Below are 17,636 nucleotides of genomic sequence, written 5' to 3' on the forward strand. Positions count from 1 at the left end.
GCTTGCCGCACTGCCTGTTGGGGGCTGCAAGTGTGCCACCGCCGGCGCGCAGCTGCACGCCGGGCTGACAAGTGGCCAGAACTGACAAGTTCTTGGTGGTTTCGGTTTTCAGTTCTCAGGCCCGCTGTGGCATCAATGGCGGCAGCATAGAAACAATAATCAGGAGCCCGCCATGAGCAGCCTGCCCCCCTGCGCCATGCTCAAGCATGTGCATCACAGCGCCTACCGCTGTCGCGATGCGGAACAGACCCGCTGGTTCTACGAGGACGTGCTGGGCCTGCCGCTGACCCTGGCCATGGTGTTCGACGAGGAGCCGGGCACCGGTCGCAAGATCGACTACATGCACCTGTTCTTCAGGATGGGGGACGACAACTTCATCGCCTTCTTCGATGCTCCGGAGGGGGCCGACGAGATGATGTTCCGCCCGCGCAGCGCCTTCGACCTGCACCTGGCCTTCGAGGTGGATACCCGCGAGGAACTCAAGGACTGGCGGCGGCGCATCAACCAGGCCGGCCGGCCCTGTTTCGGGCCCATCGACCACGATTTCATTCATTCCATCTATTTCTTCGATCCCAATGGCATCCCGCTGGAAATCACCATCAAGGATGCCAACTACGATGCCGTGGTTGCCGAGGACGCCGCCAACGCCCATGAAGTTCTGCAAGCGTGGACACAAAAGACCCGGGCCATGAAGGAGCAGGCCTTCGGCAAACAGGCGCTGGACATGCGTGGCCTGGATATGAGCAAGACCGATTTCTCCGGGGTGAAGGCGGCCATGGACAAGGGCACACAAGACGCATCGAAAAAGGACGCCTGAGCATGAGCAAGCATTACCACCGCACCCCGCACCTGATTACCTTCACCGAGACGTCCAGCTTCAAGGACACCTATGCCGGCCCCATGGATCTGGTGGCCCTGGAGGCGCATCTGCTGACGCCGAAAGCCGGCCCGGGCAAGACCGTGGTGATCTTCATGCACCCGGTGGGGGGCGGTGCCTACCTGCCCATGGTGTCGGCGCTGGCCAGGGCCGGGCTGTCGGTTATTTACTGCAACAGCCGCTATCGCGGCGCCGACAGTGCCCTGTTGATGGAAAAAGTGGTCGCTGACCTGGGTGCCTGTGTGCGTTATGCAAAAGAAAAGCTGGGCTTCGAGAGGGTGGTGCTGGGCGGCTGGTCCGGCGGTGGTTCACTGAGCCTGATGTATCAGGCGGAGGCAGAAGATCCGCAGATCACCGAGACCCCGGCGGGCGATCCCTATGACCTGGTATCGCAAAAGCTGATCCCGGCGGACGGCATCATGCTGCTGGCCGCCCATGTGTCCCGGGCCATCACCATGACCGAGTGGCTGGACCCGTCCGTGAGGGACGAAAACAACCCGGACGACCGCGATCCGGCGCTGGATATCTACCATCCCGATTGCCCCAATCAGCCCCCCTACAGCGACGCCTTCGTGGCCCGTTTCCGCCAGGCCCAGATCGATCGCAACCGTCGTATCACCGCCTGGGTAAAGGACAAGCTAGGGGACTTCCGGCGACGGGGGCTGGCCAATGAGGAGTTCGGCTTTGTGGTGCACCGCACCATGTGTGACGTGCGCTGGCTGGACCCGACCCAGGATGCCAACGGGCGCCCGCCGGGCACCTGTTATCTGGGCGATCCGCAAACCGTCAACAATGGTCCGGTGGCCCTGGCGCGCTTCAATACCCTGCGAGGCTGGCTCAGCCAGTGGAGCTATGACGACTCCCGTGCCAATGGCCCGGCCTGTGCCGCGCGTATCACCGTGCCGGCGCTGGTGATCGGCAATACCGCCGACAATGCCTGCACCCCCAGCCATACCGAGCGTCTCTATCAGGCCTTCGCCCCGGGCCAGGCCCGGCGGGTGGATATCGCCGGCGCCAACCACTACTACTTCGGCCAGAACGACAAGCTGGCCCAGGCCGTGGAGCACTGCCGTCAGTGGCTGGAGGACCAGGGGTTGCTGGCCTGAAAGCGGTTGCGCCGCACCAGCGGATACCGGAGAGTCTGGACTTTGCCAATAACAACAGGGGCGACGCCGTCGCCTGACAGGAGCAACACATGGGGCTGATCATCGCGCTGCTGGTGCTGGCGGCGCTGGCCGTACTGGGGCTGACACTGACCTTCTATATCTGCTGGTGGTATGACCGGCGCAATTTCCCGGAGCAGGCCGAACTGCCCGGTGACCGGCCCATCAGCGTGCTGCGCGCCGGCGTGGCGGTGCTGTGGGAATGGCTGTGCCTGAGTTTGCTGCTGGCCAGCTACCCGCTGCGTTTGCTCCACGATGCCTCGCCGGTGCGCTCTCGCCACCATGGTGAGCGGCCGGTGATCCTGGTGCATGGCTACGGCGGCAACAGCGCCAACTTCCTGCTGATGCAATGGCGTCTGCGCCGGCGCGGCTGGGCCAATGTCTACTCGGTGAGCTACACCCCGCCGCATATCAATGCCCGCAAACTGGCCGCCCAGGTGAAAAACCATGTGGAGCACATTCTGTCGGTGACCGGTGCTGACCAGGCCAACGTGGTTTGCCATTCCATGGGCGGCCCGCTGATCCGCTATGCGCTCAAGAATCTGGAACTGGAGGGCAAGGTGGCCAAGGTCATCACCCTGGGCAGCCCCCATCAGGGCTCCCGGGTGGCGGCGCTGTTCCCGCCCATGGGCGCGGCCGCCCAGCTGCGCTACCAGAGCCCCTTCATCACCGAGCTGGCAGAGGGCGGTAGCTGCCCCGGCGGCGCCCGTTACTACTCCATCTTCTCCAACATGGACAACTTCGTCCTGCCGGTGTCCACCGCCGTGCTGCAGGGCGCCGAGGAGAATATCCAGGTGCCGTACCTGGGCCATTGCGCCCTGTTGTACAGCCACACCGTGCTTGAGCACGTGGAGCGTTGCCTTCTGGCGGGCCCGAGGGAGTCTTGATCCGCAGCAAGGTTGCGCGGTGACGCCGGTGGCATCATGGTGGACGTGTTGATCAAGGATCTGTTCATCAGGAAGTAAGGAGACCACCATGAGCGAACACGGCGCCACCGTGGCCTGGCATCTGGGCCCGGATGAAAACTTCGAATACGAAACGTTCAAACGCGACCACGAATGGACCTTTGCCGGCGGGGAGGTGGTGCAGGCGTCGGCCTCGCCGGACTTCTTCGGCTGTGCCAATCGGGTCAACCCGGACGAGGCGGTGATCGCTGCCACCTCAAGCTGCCACATGCTCACCTTCCTGGCCATTGCCGCCAAGCAGAAACACAAGGTGCTCAGCTACATCGACCAGCCCCGTGGCACCGTGGAGAAGAACCGCGACGGCCGCATGGCCATCACCCGCATCGAGCTGCGCCCGCGGGTGGTCTTCGACGAAGATCTCTCCGACGAGGCCATCGAGCGCATGCACGCCAGTGCCCACCGCAACTGCTTCGTGGCCAACTCGTTGATGGCCGATATCACCATCCACCCGGCCTGACGGCGACCGGGCGGTCACTCGGGGTTGATGTTGGCATCACCCCGAGTGGCTAGAATGTTGGCCATTGTGCGCCCACCGGCGCGTTCAGGAACCAACAGGAAAGCCGTCATGCTTGATCAGAACGAAATTGAACTGTTCCGCGATAACGTCAAGAAATTCCTCGAAAACGAAGTGGCTCCCCATTACGACCAGTGGGAAAAGGCCGAGAAGTTTCCCCGCGAGCTGTGGAACAAGCTCGGCGAAGCCGGCCTGCTGTGTGTGGACGTGCCGGAAGAATACGGCGGCTTCGGCGCCACCTTCCGCCTGTCTGCGGTCATCGTCGAAGAAGCCTCCCGCGCCGGTTTCGGTGCCCTGGCCTCCAACATTTCCGTGCACTCCGACATCGTTGCCCCTTACATCCTGCACCTGGGCAGTGAGGAGCAGAAGCAGGCCTGGTTGCCGAAGATGGTCACCGGTGAAGCCGTGGGCGCCATCGGCATGACCGAGCCGGGTGCCGGCTCCGACCTGCAGGGCATGAAAACCCGTGCCGACAAGGACGGTGACGGCTACAAGATCAACGGCCAGAAAACCTTCATCACCAACGGCCAGCACTGCGACGTGATCGTGCTTGCCACCAAGACCGACCCCAACGCCGGCTCCAAAGGCATGAGCCTGTTCACCGTGGACTGCAGCCTGCCGGGCTTCTCCCGCGGCCGTAACCTGGAGAAGATGGGCCACCACGCGGCGGACACCTCCGAGCTGTTCTTCGAAGACGTGGCCGTGGGCGCCGACCAGATACTCGGCGGTGAAGGCAAAGGCTTTGCCAACCTGATGAACGAACTGCCCCGCGAACGCCTGATCCTGGCCCTGGGCGCCGTGGCTGCCTGTGAAGGCATGATCGAGCGCACCATCGAATACACCCAGGAGCGCATGGCTTTCGGCCAGTCGATCAGCAAATTCCAGAACACCCGCTACGTGCTGGCGGACCTGCACGCCCAGGTGGCCGTCAACAAGGCCTTCTGCAGCCAGTGCACCGACCAGTATGACCGTGGCGAACTGAGCACCACCAACGCTTCCATCGCCAAGCTCACCACCACCGAGCTGCAGGGCGTGGTGGCCGACAAGTGCCTGCAACTGCACGGTGGTTACGGCTACATGCAGGAATACGCCATCTCCCGCGACTACGTGGATGCCCGCATCCAGCGTATCTACGGCGGCACCAGCGAGATCATGAAGGAAATCATCGCCCGCGATATCCTCGGCCGATAATCCTTCCGGATTTGCGAATAAAAAACGCGGCTTCGGCCGCGTTTTTTTATGCCCGCCTTATCCGTCTCTGCATGATTCAGCGGGCTGGTGATCACAATGGCGCATAAAAGAATCGCCAGCTGGCGGGCTCTTACAGGACAGTGTTACAAGCCAAAAATTTTTGGCTCATGTTGGCCCTGCTTTGCAGGATTGGGTTTGCAGATATAAGCAGTGTCTTGGTGTAGGCTGATTCTATTCAAATCAGGGCCTGCATCCAGGCACCTCGGTAACAGGAAGCTGTTCGGCCCGTACATTTTCCGTGTGGGCGTTCACTGACTGTCTGCCCGATCCAGTGAGGCTAAACAACGATGGAAAAGTACCTGCTAACCCGGGAAGAGATTGACGCCTATGAAGGCATCCAGAAAATCCACTTCCTCAACGACAACGCCCGCCGTACCAATAAATCCCTGGGGGATCTGACTGGCCTGACCGGCTTCGGGTTTCATCTGATCGAGATTGAGCCGGGCCGTGAGTCCACCGAAAGACATCGCCACTACCACGAAGATGAGTGTGTTTACGTGCTGGACGGGCAGGGTGAGGCGGTTGTGGGAGACGAGACCTTTGCCATCAAGGCGGGAGACTTTCTCGGCTACCGGGCCGGCGGGCAAGCGCACAAGCTGATCAATACCGGCGCCTCTGTCCTGCGTTGCATCGTGGTGGGTGAGCGTCGGGATCATGATGTGGCGGATTATCCCGACCAGAATAAGCGCATCTTCCGCAACCGGGGTATGGAATGGAATCTGGTGGATAAGGATGCCATTGCCGAACCCAATGCCGGCAAGAAGATTTAGACAGAGAAAACGTCCCGGAGAGCCATCGTCATCGGTCAGCCGGTTACAAGGGCTGGCCAGCCGCCGCTGCCTGAGCGAAAAACGCCCAGGTGAAAGGGACATGACCGGTTCCCTCGTTGGGTGACGGGAAACCGCACGGCGTGCCTGTGTGGGCAGTGAATGGGGGTTGTGTGGCTACGGGGAAATGGCCCCCCCTCCCGGTGGGAGGGAGGTGTCCGGTTACCAGGCCACCGAGAAGCCGGTAACCCGGCCGCTTTTCCACAGGCTCTTGGCGGCGCTGCTATTCATGCAGCCGGTGCGGCGGGTGCCGTTGAAGCCGCAGATTGCCTCGTCCCATTCCGGTGAGCCGGAAACGTTGTAGCCGAAGCCCCGGTTGGCACCGGGAACGGCCGGATCCAGACGTACATAACCGTAGGTGCTGCCACTTTGCACTTTCAGCCAGATGACGGTGCTGCTGGGCAGGTCGCAACGATTGTCACCATTCCAGCGGTAGGAGCCGCCGACGATGGGCTCGCCCATCAGGCTGTCCAGCCGGTAGCGCACTTCCAGGCTGCTGGCCATGCAGTTGCCAATGCGCACATTAAACTGGCTTTGCGAGCCGGTGCCGGGGCCCACGGCCCAGCTGGTGGCCGGCAGCAGGCAGGCGCCCAGGGCGAGGGCAAGCAGGGGGCGACGGTATGACATGGTGAATTCCCTTCCTGATGATGAAGGCAATGACCATAGCGGGTGACGCCAGGCCCGGCATGCCCCATATGAGGGATGTCGGCCTGTCGTGTTCGGGTCAGCCCGGGGTCAGGCTGCGTTGCGCTTGGCGATGGCGCGCAGCACGATCTGGCACTGATTTTCGCCGTACTCGCGAATATCCGCGGCGGCGTCTTCTACCTTGCGCCCCACCACATTGACCAGCAGCCGCTGGAAGATCTGCAGTGACACATCAAACTCCGAGGTTTCTTCCTGCAAGGCGATAAAGGAGTAGCGCTTGAGCAGCGGAATCAGGTCGAGAATGTCCGTGGCCAGGTAACGGTTGCGGGCAAAGCGGTGGGTGGCGATCTCCACGAAACGGAAGGCCAGCTGGTGGGCGGCGCGCAGATCGTCATTGTTAAAGTGCTGCTCAAGCTGCGGCAGCATCTCCACCAGGTCCTCGATCTGGCCCGGCTGCCAGTTGGCGGCGGCACTGCCGGCCAGATGCGAAAGCAGCATGAACAGGAACCCGTACAGGTCGCGCACCTGCTCTTCATTGACCTCGCAGACCCGCGCACCCTTGCGGGGCTGCAACTCGATCATGTGCTGCTTTTCCAGCAGACGAAAGGCCTCGCGAAGTGAGTTAGTGCTCACATCAAGCTGTTTGGCCAGGTCGTTTTCGGGCAGGCGGGCGCCGGGTGGCAGCGTCCCGGTGATGATCTGTTCGCCAAGGTGCTGGGCGATCTGTTCGCTCAGACTGATGGCTTTCAGCGACATGACTCGATCCTTCCTGAAGATGCCGGGCGATTATCGGCGATGGGGAGAATTATGCCAATACCTGAGTTGTTTGACAATTCAAGAAATCAGGGATAATGTGACCGTCACATTGAAGACTGTTACTGTTTGGCTTGGACTAGCGAGGTATGAGCCATGTTCGAGAACATGAATCCCGATCTGATGCTAAAAATGAAAAAGTACGGTTACCTGGCGTTTTGGGTGCTGATGTTGCCGTTGGTGCCCTTTAGTGCTCTGGTGGGTGTGGGCAGTGGTACCCAGGACTACTGGGCCTGGTTCATGTACATCTTTATCTTCGGCATTATTCCGGTTCTGGATTATCTGGTGGGCAAGGACCCGAGCAACCCTAATGAAGAGGTGCAGGTGCCTACCATGAGCGAAGAGATCTTTTACCGGGTCTCTGCCATTGTCATGGGACTGGTGTGGATCGGCGTGCTGTTCTATGCCGGTTACATCTTCATGCACAATGATTATGGCCTGCTGGGCAAGATCGGCTGGATCGTGTCCATTGGTACCGTCGGCGGCATCATTGCCATCAATCTGGGCCATGAGCTGATTCACAAAGACCCGAAAATCGAAAACTGGATGGGCGGGCTGTTGTTGTCCACGGTGACCTATGCCGGCTTCAAGGTAGAGCACGTTCGGGGTCATCACGTACATGTATCCACTCCCGATGATGCCTCATCCAGCCGTTACAACCAGAGCCTGTATGATTTTCTGCCCAAGGCGTTCGTGCGTAATTTCAAGAACGCCTGGAAACTGGAAAAGCAGTATCTGGAGCGCAAGGGCAAAAAGAATCTCAGCATCTATAACGAGCTGATCTGGTGGTACAGCATCTCCGCGTTGTTCGCGGTGGCCTTTGGCGCCCTGTGGGGCTGGCAAGGCGTTGTGTTCTTCCTGGGGCAGAGTTTCTTTGCCGCCCTGGCGCTGGAGATCATCAACTATATCGAGCACTACGGTCTGCACCGTCGTGTTAACGACAAAGGCCGCTTTGAGCGGGTGACGCCGGCGCACAGCTGGAACTCCAACTTCCTGCTGACCAACCTGGCACTGTTTCAGCTGCAGCGTCACAGCGATCACCATGCCTATGCCAAGCGTCGTTACCAGGTTCTCCGGCATTATGAAGAAAGCCCGCAGTTGCCGGCCGGTTACGCCACCATGTATGTGCTGGCGCTGATCCCGCCGCTGTGGAAGAAGGTGATGAATCCGCGGGTGGAAGCCTATTACGAGGGTGAAATGGACCAGCTGTTCCGTGACAGCAAACGGGTCAACAATATCGCCTGATACGCGCGTCACTGCGTTGAAACGAAAAGCCCCGGTTTTGCCGGGGCTTTTTTGTGCGCGGTAAGAATCAGGAACGTGCCCGCTCCACTCTTTTTTGCTGGGCAATCATGTGCCGGGCCAGGTCGGTAAGGTCGGCGATGCTGTCGACCACCGCATCCGGACGATGGGGGTGCTTGATGGTGCCCGGAAAGATTTTGTCCAGCCAGGTTTGTTCCCAGCCGGCGCCGTTGTAGAAAATCGAGGTGACGCCGGCTTCCCTGGCGGCAATCACATCGGTGGTACTGTCGCCCACATACCAGCAGTTTTCGCCGGGTTGCCGGTGCAGGATTTCCAGTGCCCGCAGCAACATTTCCGGTGATGGCTTGCGCTTTTTCACATCACTGCCGCAGACAATCACATCGAACAGCTTGGCCCAGCGGCCGTTATCCACCAGCGCCAGTTCGTGCTCCAGGAAATCCCGTTTGCGATTGGAAATCACCCCAACCAGAACGCCCAGCTGTTGCAGATGGGCAATGCGGTCGGCGGTGCCTTCTTCCAGCGGGTGAACCGCCGAGACATATTTCTGATAAGCACTGTCGAATGCCTGGTGAGCCTGGGCCTTGGCATCCTGATCGCTACCGAACAGAACTTCAAAGATATCGGTGCGGGAAATTTTTCGTTGGGCGGTAATTTTCGGATGAAGACGTTGATGGTTTTTTACGTACATCAACAGCTTGGCGTCTTCGAGGGTTTTGGAGTCGTCCGGGTCCAGCAGCTTGTCCCAAAGATTCAGTTCCTTCAGGTGCGGCAGTACATCATCCACCGCGTGATACATGGCATCGTGGGTATCCACCAGGGTGGCATGCCAATCTATCAGGATGATATCAGGACTGGCGTGGGGGAGTTGCAGAATACTCATGGCATTGTTGCCTCGGGGTCACCTTTTGGGTTGGCCGGGGAGCGTGTCTACAGGGTTAACGAAAACCCGCATAAAGTATAGTGATCAATATAAATGGATGACCGTGATGAGAGAGTCACAAACCGATAAAGAAAATGGTAACCGGCGTGACTAATATAAAAAAGTATGCTCCTATCAATATCGATTGGACGTTTAACGTTGCCCCGGTGGTAAGCAGTTAAACTGACCCCGAGGGACGCGGTGGTTAAAAATCGATAATTAGGGATGATGACCATGGGTACGATCCTTCTCAAGCGGAGCCTGGGTGCAGCCTTGCTGCTGGCTCCCGTCGCGTGTTTGGCAGACTCTTCCTTCGAAATCTACGGCTTTGGCATGGTCGACTATGTGCAGGCCTTCGACCGACCCAACCCCAACTGGGAAGCGTCCCTGAGGCCGGGCAGAATCCCCTACGATCAGGATTCCGTGGGTAGCCCTGGCCAGGCGGTGCTCAGTGTGCGTCAGAGCCGCCTGGGCGTGAATGCCAGTACCCTGGCCGGTGACAGCCAGCTGACCACCAAGTTCGAGTTTGATCTCTACGGGGTTGGCCCTGATGAAGGGCAGACCACCATTCGTCTTCGCCATGCCTATGGCGAGTGGAAGTCCATCCTCGCCGGCCAGACCAACAGTGTCTTCATGGACGGTGATGTGTTTCCCAATGTGATCGATTACTGGGGGCCGTCCGGCATGGTGTTTCTGCGTAACCCGCAGATTCGCTGGACGCCGATCAGCGGCGAGCAAACCTTTGCCGTGGCGATTGAGACACCGGGTAGTGGTGTGGACAGTGGCAATGATACAACCGCAGGGGATCCGAATACGTCGGCGGATAACGAATACCCGGATCTCACCGCCCATTACCGTTTCGGCCGGGACTGGGGCCATGTGCAGGTGGCGGGCATTCTTCGCCAGGTGGGTTACGACACGCCGGGGGGCAATGATGGCAAGCCGGAGGACAGTGACATTGGCTGGGGCATCAACCTGACTTCCGTGATCAACGTGATGAAGAATGATCATATCCGCCTGGGTGTGGTGCACGGTGACGGTATTTCCAACTACATGAATGACGGCGGCGTGGACATGGCGCCGGATGGCAACCTGGCCGACCCGGATTATCAGGTCGTGCCGCTGACCGGTTTGCTGGCCTATTACGAGCATGGCTGGAGCGATACCTACAGCACCGCCCTTGGCTACAGCTCCACGGAAATCGACAACATGGATTTCCAGACCGACGACGCGTTTCAGAAGGGCGAATACGCCTCCATCAACCTGCTGCATGCGCCCAACGACAAGGTGCTGATGGGCGTGGAATATCTTTTCGGCAAGCGCACCGCCAAGGATGACACCGCCAGCTATGATCGGCGAGTGCAATTCAGCATCAAATACAGCTTTTCCAGTGGCAACCTGCTCTGAGCGTACGAGCCTGGTGATCAAGAGGGAGTTTCACAGATGCACTATTCACGAAAGGTTTTCAGTCTGATTTTTGCCGGCATGCTGGCCGTTGCCAGTGCCAGCTGCACCGCGGATTCCTCCACCGGCGGTGGGCTCGACAGCAAGCTGACACCGGATAATATCAACGCGGCCCTGAAAAAGGCCTATGACGATTACAAGGGTCTCAAGGAAGGCAAGAACGCGGATTATATTCCGGCACTTGCCAAGGTGGATTCCAACATCTATGGCATCGCCCTGGTGACCGTGGATGGCAAGATCTACACTGTCGGTGATGTGAAATCCGAAGTGGCCATCGAATCCATTTCCAAGGTATTCACCATGGCCAAGGTGATGGAAGAGTCCGGCGTGGAATCCCTGCCCCACAACATGGGCGTGGATGCCACCGGCCAGGTATTCAATTCCATCTATGCCATCGAGCAGCACAAGGGCGCGGAAATGAATCCGCTGGTCAATGCCGGTGCCATTACCACCACCAGCATGGTCAAGGGCAAGAGCTACGACGAGATCTGGAACAAGATTCTCAACTACTACGGTGAGTTTGCCGGTCGTAGTGATCTCAAGGTGATCGAAGACGTTTACAAGTCCGAAGCCGATACCAACCAGCGTAACCAGGCCATCGCCTACCTGATGTATGCCTACGGTCACATCAAGGGCGACCCGATGCAGGCCACCGATATCTATACCCGTCAGTGCTCCGTGGGGGTCAGCGCCAAGGACCTGGCGGTGATGGCGTCCACGCTGGCCAATGCCGGCGTCAACCCGGTCACCGGCAAAACCCTGATGAAAGCCGACGACGTGCCCGAAGCCCTGGCGGTCATGGCCACCGCCGGGTTGTATGACGACGCCGGCAAGTGGCTGTATGCTACCGGCCTGCCAGGCAAGAGCGGGGTGGGCGGCGGTCTGATTGCCGTGTCCCCGGGGAAATTCGGCATCGCCGTGGTGTCGCCGCCGCTGGATGAAGCCGGTAACAGTGTGCGGGGCCAGAAGGCCATTACTGACATTTCCGCTGCGCTTGGCGGCAACCCCTATTCGGTACAGCCCTTCAAGAAGTAAGCGGCGGGCGCCCTTCACCGGGCGCCATGCTCGTCAGTAAAGGTTTTCGGAGGTTATGAGTTCAAGCGCACGTGTGGCCATGACGGTATTCATGGCGGGAGTCACCCTGACGGGTATCAGCAGTAAGGTCTGGGCGGACACCACCTATACCCCGCCCAGCCAGGATCCCCGGGTATGGCGCCCGCCGTCGTTTGATCCGCAACGCTGGGACTGGATCCAGCTGGACACCGGTGAGTGGGTCAAGGGCCATCTGAAAGCCATGCAGGAGGAATCCGTCGAGATCGACAGCGACCATTTCGACGTGATTTCCATCGACTGGGAGGATGTGGCCTTTATCCGCACCGGGCGCACCATGTCCGTGCTGCTGGATGATGGTTCCACCGTGCTGGGATCACTGGATACCGAGGCCGGCAAGTTGGTGATCGGTGGCGGCGAGCCGGTGGATTTTGAGCGAGTGCTGGGCATCGCTTCAGCCTCGGCGAGAGAGTTTGATTTATGGTCCGGTGACGTGGCGGTGGGGGCCAACTTCCGCAGTGGTAACGTGGATCAAAAGGAATTCAATGCCACGGTCATGCTGAAAAGGCGCACCGCAGCCAACAGTACACGTATCGGTTATACCGGAAACTATGCGCAGAACGATGGCGTGGAAAATGCCAATAATCATCGGGCAACCCTGTCCCATGATTACCGGGTGTCACGCAAGTGGTTGTTCCGGCCCATTCAGGCCGAGTTCAATCGTGACCCCTTCCAGAATCTGGACCAGCAATGGTTGCTGGGTTTTGGCGCGGTTTACAGCGTGTTTGATACCTCCAAGCTGGATTGGGTGATTTCCGCCGGCCCGGGTTACCAACGCACACAGTTTGTGGAAGTGCAGGCAGGGCAGGACCGTACGGTCAGCACGCCGGCGTTTCTGGTGGGGAGTACCTACAGTCAGGATCTCACCGCCGCAGTGGATCTGGATGTGACCTACCAGCTGGTGCTGACCAACGAAGAGTCCGGCCGTGCCAGCCACGACCTGTATGCCGCCCTGGACGTGGACCTGACCAAGCGGCTGGATTTTCGGGTGGCGACCACCTGGAGCCGCATCGAAAACCCGCAACCGGATGCGGATGGCGTCACGCCGGAAAAAGACGATCTCAGGCTGACCGTAGGGTTGTCCTGGGATATATAAAAATCAACCAGGGAGAGCGGTCATGGAAACGAGCATCATGACCATCGAGGCTGGCACGGATTTGCCGGCCTGTTTGCGAGATCTTCTATCCATGTCGGGCCACGCCCGTGCCATGCCCCCCCCCCCTTGAGCGTGTTTGCTACTGCCGGCAATCGGTTGTCGGTGGGGCCTTGATAGCGCCTGTTCATACTAGTCGGTAGTGTGAACAGGCCTGGTTTTCTTTTCAGCCTTGTCGATATGGCGGCGGCATCAGGGATACGGATGCCGCCTTTTTTTATCCTTTCTCTATGGTTCCTGCCCCATCGGGGCAGTAAAAAAATCCTTTTGCTGAGCCGCGTGGCTAAAACGCATTAGCCAAAAGTGTGCTTGTTGGCGCTTTCGTAGCGCCACGCCTTGCAAGCTCCTATGCTTCTCCTGTGAGCTTTTTTCGTAGCGCCAGCCAGTGGAGGGCGTGATCATGAGAACGCAAGGATACGGGGGCAGGGTTTTCGTTTTTACGGGCATTTTTTTCGCTGCCATGACGGCCGCCGCCATGCCGACCTTTCAGGTGCGTATTCATACCGTCGGCAACGGCAATGTGGTTGAGCCCAATCAGCCATTCACTCTGACCTATGACGTCACGGCGACCAGCCATTCCGATCATTACTACTATGTGGACGACAGCCTGAAACTGGTGCGGGCCAACAGCATTACGGGCAGTGAGGCCGGGGTGTTCAGTGTGACCTATCCCGGTGGTTTCGCGAATGGCACCAGCAAGCGCATCAGGATCTGTCTGTTTGATGATAACGACGTGCCGGTCTGTGACGAAGTACGGGTGCGCGCCGGTCATGTGCTGGCCGTACCGCTGGCGGTGGAAATGCACGCCCTGGGGGTGGCCAACCAGGTGCCGGCCAACCAGTCGCTGGATATCCATTACGATGTGTTGGGGCCAAGCAGTTCCGATCACTATTACTCCGTGGACGGAGAGTTGAAGCTGGTGCGTCCGCAGGGTAGTCAGGCCGCCGGTGAATTCAGTGTCACCTATCCGGGCGGTTTTGCCGCCGGCACAAGTCATGAACTGAAGGCCTGTGTGCAGGATGGCGATGCCATGCGTTGTGGCAGCCGCCAGGTTGCCGTTGGCTCCGTCGGTGCCGGCGCCGATGCGCCCGCGCCCATCACGTCATCACTGCTGAATGAGCATTACACCGTGATTGGCAATTGCAGCCCGGTGTGTGGTTATTACGAAAACGTTTTCTACGGCGACAGCAGTGTGTCCTGGTTGCCGGTGGTGGGGCCGGACAGCGAGCCCAATGGGCTGCGCGCGGATATCTATTACCCGACGCCGGATGGGCGTATTCACAGTGGCAGTGAAAGAAACACTCTGCTGATTTATGCCCATTCAGCCAATCACAGCAAGGAGTCGGTGCGGGCCGACAAGAAGGGCATGCTGCTCAAGTATCTGAGCATCCAACAGGGCGGGGGTGGTGTCACAGTGGCGGCGCTGGACTTTCGTCACCCGCTCAAGGACCTGGATGAAAACGCCTACCCGCTGGCAAGGGATGATCTGAGCCATGCGGTGCAGTTTTTCCGCTATTACGCGGACGTCTTCAAAATCAATCCGGACGATATCTTTATCACCGGGTCATCGCTGGGCGCTGGATCCGGTATTCATGCGGCGGTGAAAGAACTGGCCAGCCCTGATGATCCGTCGCCGGTGCGGCGGGTGTCTTCGGCCATTCGCGGGGCCTTTCTGTCCAATGGGCAGAGTTCGTTCTCACCGCAATGGTTCCGGGAAAATTTTCTCGAACCGGCGGTCTGGCCCTATTACCAGAAGGGCTACCTGGATGATGCGGAGCGTGCCATCTACGGCCATGCGGTGGCCAACGTCACGGCCAGTGCGCCAATTCTGGAGCTGGTGTATGAAGGTACCTTCGTGGATCACAAGGTCACCTTGAGTGAATACCAGAACAAGGCGGTGGACTTGACGCACATGCCCAACTTCGGCCTGGCCATGTTGGCCCAGTACCGATTGCATGGGCTGGATGATCGAATCATCGTGCGCGATAACTACGGTGGCAACTTTGATCGCGAATCGATGAATTTCGTGGTTCGCAATCGCCTGTCCGGCGACTGATTCGATAAAAGCGCCACGCCCATCAGCGTGGCGCGATTCGGTCAGAGTTGTGCCAGTACGGTTTCGGCGCTGCTCTTGTCCACGCCTTTTTCGTCCACACCCAGATAGGTCACGACACCATCGTCGGCGATCAGTGCAAAGCGCTTGCTGCGAATGCCCATGCTGCCGCCAGTAGCATCCAGTTCCAGCCCCAGGGCTTTGGCAAAATCCGCGTTGCCGTCGGCCAGCATGGTGATTTGTTCAGCGTTCTGGTCCTTTTGCCAGGCATCCATCACAAAGGCGTCGTTGACGGCCATGCAACCGATGGCATCCACCTTTTCAAGAATGGCGTCGGCGTTGACCACAAAGCCGGGCATGTGCGTGTTGGAGCAGCCGGGCGTGAAGGCACCGGGCACCGCGAACAGCACTACCTTGCGGCCCTTGAAAAAGTCACCGGTGTTGAGATCTTCCGGGCCCTTGGCGCCATTGGTCTTGAGTGCGATGGCGGGCAGGGTGTCACCTACTGCAATGGTCATGATGTGCGTCCTTTGCCTGAAATGGATCACCACTGTAGCAAAGTCGCCGGGTGGGTCTGAACCGCAAAGACGAAAATGAGAAGGCCGCCCCGAAAGGGGCGGCCGGAAGGGGCGCTTGGCTGGCGGGTTTAACCCAGCAGACCCAGCAGGCCGTCCAGTACCGGGCCCAGCACCGGGATATCGGCCAGCGCATCGGTGAGCGGTGCCAACAGGGAGCTGGCCTGGGCTTCACCCAGCAGGGTTACCAGCAGATCGCCGATCAGGTCGCCAACCACCGGCAGGGATGCCACCAGGGAAGACAGGCTGGTCAGCAGGTTGCCGTTGCTGTCGGTGATGCCGCCCAGCAGGGCGCTCGGGTCACCGCTCATCAGGCCGTTGACCAGGCCTTCCAGCAGACCTTGCAGATCCGGGGCCTGATCCAGCAGGGCCAGGTCCGGAGACAGCAGGTCGCCGCCGGCACCGCCCTGCAGGGCAGTCAGAACCTGGTTGAGCAGGTCACCGGCCACCGGGATCTGGGACAGCAGGTCCGTGGCCGGGGCCAGCGGGTTGCCGTCAGCAGCACCGGTGAGGGTGGCCAGCAGCGGGTTGAGAATATCGCCGAGTACCGGCACCTGGGTCAGCAGGTCGCTGAACTGTTGCAGCTGACCGGCGGAGGCGGTCAGGCAATCCAGCGGGTTGGCGGCCTCGCAGGACACCGCGCCCAGCAGCTGGTTGACCACATCACCGAGTACCGGCACCTGGGCCAGCATATCGGTAACCGTGTTCAGCTGGTCACCGGACAGGCCGGCCAGCAGGGTTTCCAGACTCAGGTCGCTGGGCAGGCCCGGGGCGTCACCGCCGGCGGCGCCGTTGAGGATATCGCCGAGGACCGGAATCTGGGTCAGCAGTGCCGGCAGGGATTGCAGGTCCTGCAGGGAGCCGAAGAAGTCACCACCGTTAGCCAACTGGTCGGCCAGCTGCGGGCCGAGCACCGGAATCTTGCTCAGCAGGGTGGGCAGGGTCTGCAGCAGATCCATGTTGCCCGGCTGTGCCAGGCCGCCAAGCAGGTCGGTAAGAATGGCCGGGTCAATCGGGCCACCACCCAGCAGGTCACTGATCGGGCCCAGATTGTCGCCGGCCGCCAGCAGGCAGGTGAACGGATCGGCGCCTTCCGGGCACAGCTCACCGAGGCCGCCGGTCAGGTTGAGAATGGAACCCACGCCGCCCAGTACTTCGGTCAGGCAGTCCTGGGGCTGGTAGCTGTCAGCGCCGGTGGCAATCGGGCACAGGGCCATGGACAGGGCGTTGACGGTACCCAGCAGCGGCTCGCCCTGGGACAGGTTGTCGGCCACCTGGCTCAGGCACACCTGCGGGTTCAGCGCATCATCGCAACCCAGGTAACCGAGCACGCCTTTCAGGGTGCTGTCCGGCACGGTGTTGGCCACTTCCACAATGCAGGTCACCGGGTCTTCCGAGGTCGGGCACAGTTGCTGGCCGATGGCGCCACCGTTGTTGAGCAGGCCGCTCAGGGTGTCGGCCAGATAGGCGCCGCTTTCCATCAGACAGTTTTGCAGGAAGGTGGGTTCGGTGACACTGCCGAGCAGATCGGTGTCGGTGGCCGCCACGGTATCGGCACAAAGCAGGCCGAGCACGTTGTCGTTACCCAGGGAAATGTTGGTGAGTGCCTCGTTTTCACAGGCCAGTACATCAATAGCGCCACCCAGTTGGGTGCCGAGCACCGCCTGCGGGCAGACGGACACGGTGAACTGGTTGTTGGTGTCCACCAGCGTCAGCAGCTGTTGGGCTTGCTCTTCGGTCATCGGTGGCGTGCTGTCGCCATCGTCACCGCCGTTGTCAGTGGTATCGGTATTGTCGGTGCCACCGGTATCGGTACCGTTGTTTGGTGTTTCCTGATTTTGCAGGTCGTTCGGTGAACTGCCACCACCGCCGCCACAGGCGGCCAGTGTCGCGATCAACGACATAACGAGAATGGATTTGAATAGACGTAGCATGACTGATCCCCCTTTATCCTTGGGTTCAGGTCCTTGTTGTGACGGCTCAGCGCGAACCGTCCCCCTCGCGGCAAATATATAAAATTCCTTGCCCTGCCAATGTTGGCTAA

General features: G+C 59.8%; 16 protein-coding genes. 11 read left to right on the top strand and 5 right to left on the bottom strand.

Annotated features, from left to right (window positions below):
- The first annotated feature begins 172 nt into the window (after nt 1-172).
- The 6 genes from A11A3_RS08125 (at nt 173) to A11A3_RS08150 (ending at nt 5,540) form a co-directional block, all read left to right on the top strand.
- The gene (locus A11A3_RS08125) at nt 173-817 is read left to right on the top strand and encodes a VOC family protein (protein ID WP_008928802.1); all 645 of its coding nucleotides are present in this window, start codon (nt 173-175) and stop codon (nt 815-817) included.
- A 2-nt stretch (nt 818-819) separates the two neighbouring features.
- Nucleotides 820-1,983 (top strand): alpha/beta hydrolase, encoded by a 1,164-nt coding sequence (locus A11A3_RS08130; RefSeq protein WP_008928803.1) that lies wholly within the window; start codon nt 820-822, stop codon nt 1,981-1,983.
- An 89-nt stretch (nt 1,984-2,072) separates the two neighbouring features.
- Nucleotides 2,073-2,927, top strand: a complete 855-nt coding sequence (locus A11A3_RS08135) for an esterase/lipase family protein (RefSeq protein WP_008928804.1) — start codon at nt 2,073-2,075, stop codon at nt 2,925-2,927.
- A gap of 88 nt (nt 2,928-3,015) precedes the next feature.
- Nucleotides 3,016-3,462 carry an OsmC family protein gene (locus A11A3_RS08140; RefSeq protein ID WP_008928805.1) on the top strand — a complete coding sequence of 149 codons (447 nt, stop codon included), beginning with the start codon at nt 3,016-3,018 and terminating at the stop codon, nt 3,460-3,462.
- A gap of 108 nt (nt 3,463-3,570) precedes the next feature.
- Nucleotides 3,571-4,710: an acyl-CoA dehydrogenase family protein gene (locus A11A3_RS08145; protein WP_008928806.1), complete on the top strand. Its 1,140-nt coding sequence runs from the start codon at nt 3,571-3,573 to the stop codon at nt 4,708-4,710.
- Between the two features lie 347 nt (nt 4,711-5,057).
- Complete coding sequence (locus A11A3_RS08150) at nt 5,058-5,540, top strand: cupin domain-containing protein (protein ID WP_008928807.1); 483 nt, start codon at nt 5,058-5,060, stop codon at nt 5,538-5,540.
- A gap of 219 nt (nt 5,541-5,759) precedes the next feature.
- Here the strand turns inward: A11A3_RS08150 and A11A3_RS08155 are convergent, their stop codons facing one another.
- Both A11A3_RS08155 and A11A3_RS08160 read right to left on the bottom strand, forming a co-directional pair.
- Nucleotides 5,760-6,224, bottom strand: a complete 465-nt coding sequence (locus A11A3_RS08155; RefSeq protein ID WP_008928808.1) for a hypothetical protein — start codon at nt 6,222-6,224, stop codon at nt 5,760-5,762.
- A gap of 108 nt (nt 6,225-6,332) precedes the next feature.
- Nucleotides 6,333-6,998: a GntR family transcriptional regulator gene (locus tag A11A3_RS08160; protein ID WP_008928809.1), complete on the bottom strand. Its 666-nt coding sequence runs from the start codon at nt 6,996-6,998 to the stop codon at nt 6,333-6,335.
- A gap of 153 nt (nt 6,999-7,151) precedes the next feature.
- Between A11A3_RS08160 and A11A3_RS08165 the strand changes: the two genes are divergently transcribed.
- On the top strand, nt 7,152-8,300 hold the full coding sequence (locus tag A11A3_RS08165) for an alkane 1-monooxygenase (protein WP_008928810.1): 1,149 nt from the start codon (nt 7,152-7,154) through the stop codon (nt 8,298-8,300).
- Between the two features lie 67 nt (nt 8,301-8,367).
- On the opposite strand, the gene A11A3_RS08170 is transcribed toward A11A3_RS08165, so the two are convergent.
- Nucleotides 8,368-9,198: an HAD family hydrolase gene (locus tag A11A3_RS08170; RefSeq protein ID WP_008928811.1), complete on the bottom strand. Its 831-nt coding sequence runs from the start codon at nt 9,196-9,198 to the stop codon at nt 8,368-8,370.
- A gap of 273 nt (nt 9,199-9,471) precedes the next feature.
- Here A11A3_RS08170 and A11A3_RS08175 point away from each other — a divergent pair, with 273 nt between their 5' ends.
- The 4 genes from A11A3_RS08175 (at nt 9,472) to A11A3_RS08195 (ending at nt 15,020) form a co-directional block, all read left to right on the top strand.
- Complete coding sequence (locus A11A3_RS08175; protein WP_008928812.1) at nt 9,472-10,644, top strand: DcaP family trimeric outer membrane transporter; 1,173 nt, start codon at nt 9,472-9,474, stop codon at nt 10,642-10,644.
- A 36-nt stretch (nt 10,645-10,680) separates the two neighbouring features.
- Nucleotides 10,681-11,736 carry a glutaminase A gene (gene glsA, locus A11A3_RS08180; RefSeq protein ID WP_008928813.1) on the top strand — a complete coding sequence of 352 codons (1,056 nt, stop codon included), beginning with the start codon at nt 10,681-10,683 and terminating at the stop codon, nt 11,734-11,736.
- A 55-nt stretch (nt 11,737-11,791) separates the two neighbouring features.
- Complete coding sequence (locus A11A3_RS08185; protein ID WP_008928814.1) at nt 11,792-12,907, top strand: DUF481 domain-containing protein; 1,116 nt, start codon at nt 11,792-11,794, stop codon at nt 12,905-12,907.
- 532 nt (nt 12,908-13,439) lie between these two features.
- Nucleotides 13,440-15,020 (top strand): hypothetical protein, encoded by a 1,581-nt coding sequence (locus A11A3_RS08195; RefSeq protein WP_157375497.1) that lies wholly within the window; start codon nt 13,440-13,442, stop codon nt 15,018-15,020.
- 41 nt (nt 15,021-15,061) lie between these two features.
- Here A11A3_RS08195 and A11A3_RS08200 read toward each other — a convergent pair whose 3' ends face one another.
- Both A11A3_RS08200 and A11A3_RS08205 read right to left on the bottom strand, forming a co-directional pair.
- Entirely contained in the window at nt 15,062-15,535 is a 474-nt protein-coding gene (locus A11A3_RS08200) for a peroxiredoxin (RefSeq protein WP_008928817.1), read from the bottom strand.
- A gap of 128 nt (nt 15,536-15,663) precedes the next feature.
- Nucleotides 15,664-17,526 carry a hypothetical protein gene (locus A11A3_RS08205; RefSeq protein ID WP_008928818.1) on the bottom strand — a complete coding sequence of 621 codons (1,863 nt, stop codon included), beginning with the start codon at nt 17,524-17,526 and terminating at the stop codon, nt 15,664-15,666.
- Nucleotides 17,527-17,636: the final 110 nt, after the last annotated feature.

This window comes from Alcanivorax hongdengensis A-11-3 (assembly GCF_000300995.1).
Lineage (GTDB): Bacteria > Pseudomonadota > Gammaproteobacteria > Pseudomonadales > Alcanivoracaceae > Alcanivorax > Alcanivorax hongdengensis.